Consider the following 7800-nt stretch of genomic DNA (forward strand, 5'->3'; position numbering starts at 1 on the left):
ATGCATTTCGAGTTCGGAGTCGATAACGGTTCCGATGCATTTCGAGTTCGGAGTCGATAACGGTTCCGATGCATTTCGAGTTCGGAGTCGATAACGGTTCCGATGCATTTCGAACCCAGAGTCGGCGACGATTCACGTGCCTTCCTGGCCCATAATCGACTCGGTGTTTCAGGTCGATGTCTGACGCAAGACACCTCGGTCGGCCCCCTCTCCCTCCGGGAGAGGGCTGGGGTGAGGGTAGCTTTTAGGCTCTTAAAGTTGCACCACCGCTCCGGGCACCAACGGCAATTCCAGACTGGCAATAAACCCACCCTGCGGATGATTGGCCAGCGTCAAACTCCCACCATGCCGCTCCGCCGCCCTTCGCGCAATCGCCAGGCCCAAACCGTGTCCCGCCGCCGTCTGTCCCGGCGCCCGGTAAAACGGCTCGCCCAACTGGCTCAAATGTTCAGCCTGCACCCCCGGCCCATGGTCGCGCACGCTCACGATGATTTTTTCACCCTGACGTGAAGCCTGCATTTCAATCGGCTGACCTTCCGGGTTGAAGCGCTGGGCGTTGCGCAGCAGGTTATCGACGGCGCGCTCGATCATGGTCGGCCAGCCTTTCAGATTCAGCTGCGGTTCGGCATCCAGACGCACGATCTGCTCGGGCGATCCCAGTTTTGCGTCCTTCTGCAAGAGGCCGAGCAACGCATTCAGATCCACCTCTTCAGCACTGGCGTTGTCGGCATCGACCCGCGCCAATACCAGAATTTCACTGATCAACGCTTCCAGCCGATCACACTCGCGCGTCAGGCGTGGCCAGAGTTTCTCGCGTTCTTCAGGGTTGGCGCGTTCGGCCAGGGCCAGGGCGATACGCAGCCGCGCCAACGGTGAGCGCAATTCGTGGGAAACGTCGCGCAACAGCTGTCGCTGGCTGCCAATCAGGCTTTGCAGGCGCGCGCCCATGCGGTTGAAATCGTTGGCCAGCACGCCAAATTCGTCGCGGCGGTTGGCCAGTTTCGCCAGGCTGTTCTGCTGATAAGTGGTCTGCCCGAGATCATGCACCGCGCCGCGCAAACGGCTGAGCGGGCGGGTGATGGAGAAGGTCACCAGCAGACTGAACAGGGTCAGCACCACCAGCGCAATCCCCAGCGCACTCAATGGCCAAAGCAGGCTTTCGCGGTGCCAAGAGTCGAGTTCCGGATGCGGGATGCGGTAGATGAACAGGTAGGTGTCACCGGTTTTTTCGCTGGTGAATTCATCGGTCAGACGTCGCCATGGCAGACGCCGGTCATCATTGTTCTGGCGGGCTTCGAACGCGGCTGCGCGGCGCGGGAAGGTGCCGCGAACCACCGGGTCGCCGGATTCGTTCAGTACCTGAACATCGATGTGATATTGGCGTTTGCGCTGTTCGAGGATGTCCTGGGCAGCTTCCTCGCCCTGGGCTTCGTAGGTTTGCGTCCATTCGCCGGCGAGGGTGTTGAGGCCCGGATGGCGACTGAGGATCCATGCGTCCTGGTTGAGCATGTGCCCGAGCAGAATGGACAGCCCGGCCACCAGAGCGATGGCCAGCCAGAAGCTCGCGAGAATACGCCAGAACAATGAACGCACAGAAAATCCTCAGAACAAACGCAAATCCCTGTAGGAGTGAGCCTGCTCGCGATAGCGGTGAGTCAGACAAGTATTCGGCTTTCTGGTCAGCCGGCGAGAGTTTTTCCAGATACTTGTCGACCACTTGCTTACGCTCGTGCATCTGCTCGCCCATGATCTTGCGGATCTGTTCGCGCTGTTCGCGGGACAGGTCGAGTTGGCTGTACGGGCCTTTGCCGTGCATGCCGTGCATCTGACCGCCGTGGCGTGGGCCGTCGAGCGGGCCACCCATCGGGCCACCGTCTTGCGGCATGGCCATGGCGACGGTTGGCAGAGCGGCAGCGAACATCAGAGCGATAAGAGTCTTGCGCATGGTGTATCTCCTTGTCTCGTTCCCGGTACGTTCCGGATGAGTTCAGATTACGGAGATCAAGGTCAGCGGCGGTCAGCACTGCGTAAAGCTTCGGTAAAGACACTCGAGCGCTGACCTGACAAACACACCCTGTAGGAGTGAGCCTGCTCGCGATAACGGTGTATCGGGCAAGAACATGTCGACTGACACACTGCTATCGCGAGCAGGCTCACTCCTACAAGGGGGAGCCTCAGAGGCTGTAGTAGTAACCGCGGCTGCGCAGCGCGACGATGCGTGGGCGACCGTCGGGATGCGGGCCGATTTTCTTGCGCAGGTTGCTGACGTGCATGTCGAGGCTGCGGTCGTACAGGGTCAGCTTGCGGCCGAGGGCGATCTGCGCCAGTTCCTGTTTGTCCAGCGGCTCGCCGGGTTGCTTGAGCAGGGCTTCGAGCAGACGGCTTTCGGAAACGGTGAGGGTCAGTTCTTTCTCGTCGATGCTGACCACGCCGCGCACCGGACTGAAACTCAGATCGCCCAGCTCAAGCTGCGTCGAGACTGCCGCCGGATGGCTGCGGCGCAGTACGGCGCGCAGGCGGGCGGTCAGTTCTCGTGGGTCGCAGGGTTTGGCCAGATAATCGTCGGCGCCCAGTTCCAGACCGAGGATGCGATCCAGCGGCTCACCCCGGGCCGAAAGCATCAGCACCGGCAGATCGGCGTGGTCGTTGCGCAGTTGTTTGAGCAGTTCCAGACCGCTGCCATCGGGCAGCATCACATCCAGCACCACCGCCGCCGGGGCCGTTTCGGCCAACGCCTTGCGTGCACTCTGGCCATCGTGGCAGGCGCGCACATGGAAGCCTTCCTGGCTCAGCCAGCTACTCAGGAGTTCGCACAACTCCTGGTCATCATCAATCAGTAACAGCTCGCTCATGACTCACTCAATTTAGCCATTGCCGACGTTTTCGGCTTGCTCCACTGGCAAAGATACCGCAGAGCAGCGCCAATAGCGCTACTCCGGCGCCCGTGACGAACCATTGCTGCTGATCAGTCAGCAGACGCGGCAGCGGGCTGGCCTGGGCTTCCTTGAGTTGCAGCTTGAGACGCTGGTTCTCCTGGCGCAACCGGGCGAGCTGGGCGCTTTCACGGGTATTGTCGGCATTTTGCAGTTGTTTGCTCAGTTCTTCCCGTTGCTGCTCGCTGGCCTTGAGGCGCTGCTGCAACTCGGTGATCTGGCTGCCGGCGCTTAACGACAATGGCGTGGAATTGCCGCCTTCGGTGGTTTCCTCACCATGGGCGGGTGCCATGATCGACAACGTGACCAACATCAGACACAACGGACCCTTGCGCATCGCGACACCTGTTTCCAAATGGATATTGGGCAGGTTGTCGGCAGGCAAACGAGAATAATGAGCGATTGAGAGCAGCAAGAACCAGGAAGGTTCATTGCATGAGGCAGTGTCGCGAGTGATGAGGGGTAAATCCCCTCATCACCGGACGTTTAAGGCAGGACTTGCTTGAACGGCTTGACGACCACGTTGGCGTAGACACCCGCGGCGATGTACGGATCAGCATCGGCCCATGCCTGCGCAGCGCTCAGGGAGTCGAATTCGGCGACGATCAGGCTGCCGGTGAAACCCGCTGCGCCCGGATCATTGCTGTCGACGGCCGGGTGCGGGCCGGCCAATACGATGCGGCCTTCGCCCTTGAGCGCTTGCAGGCGTTCCAGATGCGCAGGGCGCGCGGCCAGGCGTGCTTCCAGCGAATTGGCGACGTCGGTGGCAATGATGGCGTAGAGCATGTCAGTCCTCGGTTTTTGGTGTTGTTGGGGTATCGGCATCGTGCAGATGACGCGACAGGTAAATGCCCTGTGCGACCAGGAATACCAAGGTCATGCCCAGGCTGCCGAACACCTTGAAGTCCACCCAGTAGCTCTGGAAGGTGAAGGCGACGAACAGGTTGGCAGCGCCGCAGAACAGGAAAAAGCCGATCCAGGCGATGTTCAGGCGGGTCCAGACCGGATCCGGAAGGCTCAGTGCGTGGCCCATGATGCGTTTGATCAGCAGGCGGTCACCGATGAAGTGGCTGCCGATGAAGGCGACGGCGAACAGCCAGTTGACCACCGGGGCTTTCCACTTGAGGAAGGTCTCGCTGTGGAAGGCCAGCGTCAGGCTGCCGAAAACCAGGCAGGCAATCAGGGTCAGCCATTGGCTCTTTTCCAGCTTGCGCTGTTTGATGAACAACGCGCCGTACACCACCAGGGAACTGATGATCAGCATCGCCGTGGCGCTGTAAATACCGCCTACAGTCACTTCATGGCCAGCGATGTCGACGACCCGTGGATCAAGTTTGTAAACGATGAAGAACAGCAGAAGCGGGATGAAATCGATGAATTGTTTCACAGTGAGAGCCAGAAGCTGGATGTGGCGGCATAATAACAAACATATGGGCGCGCGATAGCGCCAGCTGATTTGAGGTTACAACTCCCCGTGAATGTTGATTTGCATTGCCATAGCACGGCCTCCGATGGCGCCCTCGCGCCTGCGGTTCTGGTTGCGCGTGCGTTCGAGAACGGCGTGCGAGTCCTGGCGTTGACTGACCACGACACCCTCGAAGGCCTCGCCGAAGCGCGCACGGCTGCCAACGAATTGGGCATGCAACTGGTCAACGGCGTCGAATTGTCCTGCACCTGGGGCGGCGCGACGATTCATGTGTTGGGCTACGGTTTCGACGTCAAAGCCACACCGTTGGTCGAAGCGATTGCCAGATTGCACGATGGGCGCTGGCTGCGGTCGGAAGAAATAAGCCGCAAACTCGCTCTCAAGGGTATGCCCGGTGCCCTCGAAGGTGCCCGGCAGGTCCAGCAGGAACTGGGTGACAGTGGCAACGCCCCGGCCCGTCCGCATTTCGCCGACTGGATGGTGCGTGAAGGTTTTGTAAAGGATCGCGCCGAGGCATTCCGCAAATGGCTCGGCGCCGGCAAGCTGGGTGATGTCAAGTTGCACTGGCCGACGCTGGAAGACACCGTTGGCACACTGCGTGCCGCCGGGGCCTGGGTCAGCCTCGCGCATCCGTGGCACTACGATTTCACCCGCAGCAAGCGCCGGAAGCTGATTGCCGACTATATTCAAGCAGGCGGGCATGCGATCGAGGTGGTCAATGGCCATCAGCCTGCGGAACAGGTCGGCAGCCTGGCAATCCTTGCCCGTGAGTTCGGTCTGCTGGTCAGCGCCGGCAGTGACTTCCATGGCCCTGGCGGCTGGTCAGAGATCGGCCAGTACCGGCCGGTTCCCGAGGACCTTCCACCCCTGTGGTGTCGGTTCAAACATGACACAGATATTGCCGCCGTCTGAACAGGTAGAAAATGTGAGTCAATTTTTCCAGATACATCCGGAAAACCCACAAGCGCGCCTGATAAAACAGGCGGTCGAAATCATCCGCAAAGGCGGGGTGGTGGTTTATCCAACGGATTCTTCCTACGCCATCGGCTGCCAGATCGGCGACAAGACCGCCATCGAGCGCGTGCGCCGTTTGCGTCAACTCGATGAAAAGCACAACTTCGCGCTGATCTGCAGCGACCTGTCGCAACTGGGCAACTACGCGAAGATCGACACCGGCACCTTCCGCATTCTCAAGGCGCATCTGCCGGGGCCTTACACCTTTATTCTCAACGCCACCCGCGAAGTGCCGCGTCTGTTGCTGCATCCGAAGAAGCGCACCATCGGTCTGCGTGTGCCCAGCCATCCGATCGCGCTGGCGCTGCTGGCCGAACTCGGCGAGCCGCTGATGAGCGTGACCCTGATCATGCCCGGCGACGAAGACCCGCTCAGCGATCCTTACGAAATGCGCCAACTGCTTGAACACCAAGTGGACTTGATCATCGACGGCGGTTTCGGCGGCATCAAAGCCTCCACCGTGATCGACCTGACCGGCGACGACCCTGAAGTGATCCGCGTTGGTTGCGGCGACCCCGCGCCGTTCATGGTCGAGGCCTGAATGTCCGCAGTGGAAACCGTTGTCGATCCCCAGGCTGGCGCTCAGCAAGAACTGCCGTTTGCCATGGTCTATGGCCAGGCAGTCATGGAGATGCCGCTGGACCTGTACATCCCGCCGGATGCGCTGGAAGTCTTCCTTGAAGCCTTCGAAGGCCCGCTCGACCTGCTGCTGTACCTGATCCGCAAACAGAACATCAACATCCTCGATATCCCGGTGGCGGAAATCACCCGCCAGTACATGGGTTATGTCGAGTTGATGCAGTCGGTGCGTCTGGAGCTGGCCGCCGAGTATCTGGTGATGGCCGCGATGCTCGCCGAGATCAAGTCGCGCATGCTTCTGCCGCGCGCTGAAACCGTCGAAGACGAAGAAGACGACCCGCGTGCCGAACTGATCCGCCGCTTGCAGGAATACGAGCGTTTCAAGGCGGCCGCCGAAGGCATCGACGGCTTGAGCCGCGTTGGCCGCGATGTGATCGTGCCCAAGCTCGACGCCCCGGAAGCCCGTGCACGCAAGCTGTTGCCGGACGTTGCGCTGGAAGAGATTTTGATGTGCATGGCCGAAGTGCTGCGCCGTGGCGATATGTTTGAAAGCCACCAGGTCAGCCGCGAAGCACTGTCCACCCGCGAGCGCATGAGCGATGTGCTGGAACGGCTCAAGGGCGGCGGTTTTGTGCCGTTCGTCGAGCTGTTCACCGCCGAAGAAGGGCGGCTGGGTGTGGTGGTGACCTTTATGGCGATCCTTGAACTGGTCAAGGAATCCTTGGTCGAGCTGGTGCAGAATGAGCCGTTCGCCGCGATCCACGTGCGAGCCCGAGCCGAATAACGAGTCGAAACATGAATCTGACTGAACCCCGCGAGCTGGCCCCCCTGCTTGAAGCCTTTCTGTTGGCCTCGGGAAAGCCGCAATCCCTTGAGCGCCTGTTTGAACTGTTTGAAGAAGGCGAACGGCCCGAGCCTGCGGTCTTCAAGAAAGCCCTGACCCTGCTGGGCAAGTCCTGCGAGGGCCGTGCTTTCGAGCTCAAGGAAGTCTCATCGGGCTATCGCTTGCAGATCCGCGAAAAGTTTTCGCCGTGGGTCGGCCGCTTGTGGGAAGAGCGCCCGCAGCGTTACTCCCGCGCCTTGCTCGAAACCATCGCGCTGATTGCCTACCGTCAGCCGATCACCCGTGGCGAGATCGAAGACGTGCGTGGCGTGGCGGTGAACAGCAATATCGTCAAGACCTTGCTGGAGCGCGAGTGGATTCGTGTTGTTGGTTACCGCGATGTGCCGGGCAAACCGGCGATGTTTGCCACCACCAAGATGTTTCTCGATCACTTCAACCTGAAGAACCTCGAAGACCTGCCGCCGCTGGCCGAATTGCGCGAAATGGAAACCGACCCGGTGCTCGATTTCGACGACGCTCCGGTGCCGCAGGGTTTGCAGGAGTTGGCCGACGCCAGCGCCGAGCCGGAAGAGGAGAAGGAAGAGACCAGTTTCCATACCTTGCTGCTGGAGCTGGACAGCATGGAGGAGGGGATCAAGACCGACTTCGACGATTTGCTGCGAGATGCGGCGGATGGTGAGGCGGGCGACAGTGACGCGCCGACGACCGAGCCTGAAACCGAAGTCGCTGAGCCAGCGATTGAAGTTGAACTTGAAGCCGAGCCAGAAGCCGAACCGGAAGAGGACATTCTTGGCGTCGCCGAAGCCCGCGAAAAGCTGTTGGCCGCCGTCGCCGCGCTCGAACAACCCGCGCCAGAACCCGAGCTGAGCGAAGAAGAAGCCGAAGCCCGCGCCTTGGCCGAAGCCATCGAAGCCGAACGCCGCGAGTTCGAAGACTGATCCGATCCCAAGAACACCGCAAACCCCTGTAGGAGTGAGCCTGCTCGCGATTGCGGTGTGTCAGTC

9 protein-coding genes and 1 pseudogene are annotated in these 7800 nt (G+C 60.5%); 4 read left to right on the forward strand and 6 right to left on the reverse strand.

Translation table 11 applies throughout. The annotated features are described in order from the left end of the window. Window positions 1-252: 252 nt before the first annotated feature. The 6 genes and pseudogenes from AC1DVF_RS25625 to AC1DVF_RS25650 form a co-directional block, all read right to left on the reverse strand. Window positions 253-1593 carry a sensor histidine kinase gene (locus tag AC1DVF_RS25625; RefSeq protein WP_093439518.1) on the reverse strand — a complete coding sequence of 447 codons (1341 nt, stop codon included), beginning with the start codon at window positions 1591-1593 and terminating at the stop codon, window positions 253-255. Window positions 1594-1669: 76 nt separating this feature from the next. After that, window positions 1670-1945: pseudogene (locus AC1DVF_RS25630) on the reverse strand (LTXXQ domain protein); the annotation flags it as partial. Between the two features lie 229 nt (window positions 1946-2174). Next, a complete protein-coding gene (locus tag AC1DVF_RS25635; protein WP_093439526.1) occupies window positions 2175-2852 on the reverse strand; it encodes a response regulator transcription factor in 678 nt (225 codons plus the stop codon). 7 nt (window positions 2853-2859) lie between these two features. Next, a complete protein-coding gene (locus AC1DVF_RS25640) occupies window positions 2860-3270 on the reverse strand; it encodes an SH3 domain-containing protein (RefSeq protein WP_099758320.1) in 411 nt (136 codons plus the stop codon). Between the two features lie 149 nt (window positions 3271-3419). Then, complete coding sequence (locus AC1DVF_RS25645; protein WP_007919677.1) at window positions 3420-3719, reverse strand: YciI family protein; 300 nt, start codon at window positions 3717-3719, stop codon at window positions 3420-3422. Window position 3720: 1 nt separating this feature from the next. After that, window positions 3721-4320, reverse strand: a complete 600-nt coding sequence (locus AC1DVF_RS25650; RefSeq protein ID WP_099758321.1) for a septation protein A — start codon at window positions 4318-4320, stop codon at window positions 3721-3723. An 87-nt stretch (window positions 4321-4407) separates the two neighbouring features. Between AC1DVF_RS25650 and AC1DVF_RS25655 the strand changes: the two genes are divergently transcribed. From AC1DVF_RS25655 to scpB, 4 genes are all read left to right on the forward strand, one after another. Next, entirely contained in the window at window positions 4408-5271 is an 864-nt protein-coding gene (locus AC1DVF_RS25655; RefSeq protein ID WP_460127471.1) for a PHP domain-containing protein, read from the forward strand. Window positions 5272-5284: 13 nt separating this feature from the next. Then, window positions 5285-5914 carry an L-threonylcarbamoyladenylate synthase gene (locus AC1DVF_RS25660; RefSeq protein ID WP_093440143.1) on the forward strand — a complete coding sequence of 210 codons (630 nt, stop codon included), beginning with the start codon at window positions 5285-5287 and terminating at the stop codon, window positions 5912-5914. 123 nt (window positions 5915-6037) lie between these two features. Continuing rightward, window positions 6038-6736: a segregation and condensation protein A gene (locus tag AC1DVF_RS25665; RefSeq protein WP_172828192.1), complete on the forward strand. Its 699-nt coding sequence runs from the start codon at window positions 6038-6040 to the stop codon at window positions 6734-6736. A gap of 11 nt (window positions 6737-6747) precedes the next feature. Further along, a complete protein-coding gene (scpB, locus tag AC1DVF_RS25670; RefSeq protein ID WP_093439535.1) occupies window positions 6748-7734 on the forward strand; it encodes an SMC-Scp complex subunit ScpB in 987 nt (328 codons plus the stop codon). Window positions 7735-7800 lie beyond the last annotated feature (66 nt).

It is taken from the genome of Pseudomonas sp. P4_D7, from assembly GCF_056401755.1.

Bases quoted from the DNA above. Each gene is read 5' to 3' on its own strand.
- scpB (WP_093439535.1), top strand. From the start codon at position 6,748: ATGAATCTGACTGAACCCCGCGAGCTGGCCCCCCTGCTTGAAGCCTTT.
- AC1DVF_RS25645 (WP_007919677.1), bottom strand. From the start codon at position 3,719: ATGCTCTACGCCATCATTGCCACCGACGTCGCCAATTCGCTGGAAGCA.
- AC1DVF_RS25640 (WP_099758320.1), bottom strand. From the start codon at position 3,270: ATGCGCAAGGGTCCGTTGTGTCTGATGTTGGTCACGTTGTCGATCATG.
- AC1DVF_RS25635 (WP_093439526.1), bottom strand. From the start codon at position 2,852: ATGAGCGAGCTGTTACTGATTGATGATGACCAGGAGTTGTGCGAACTC.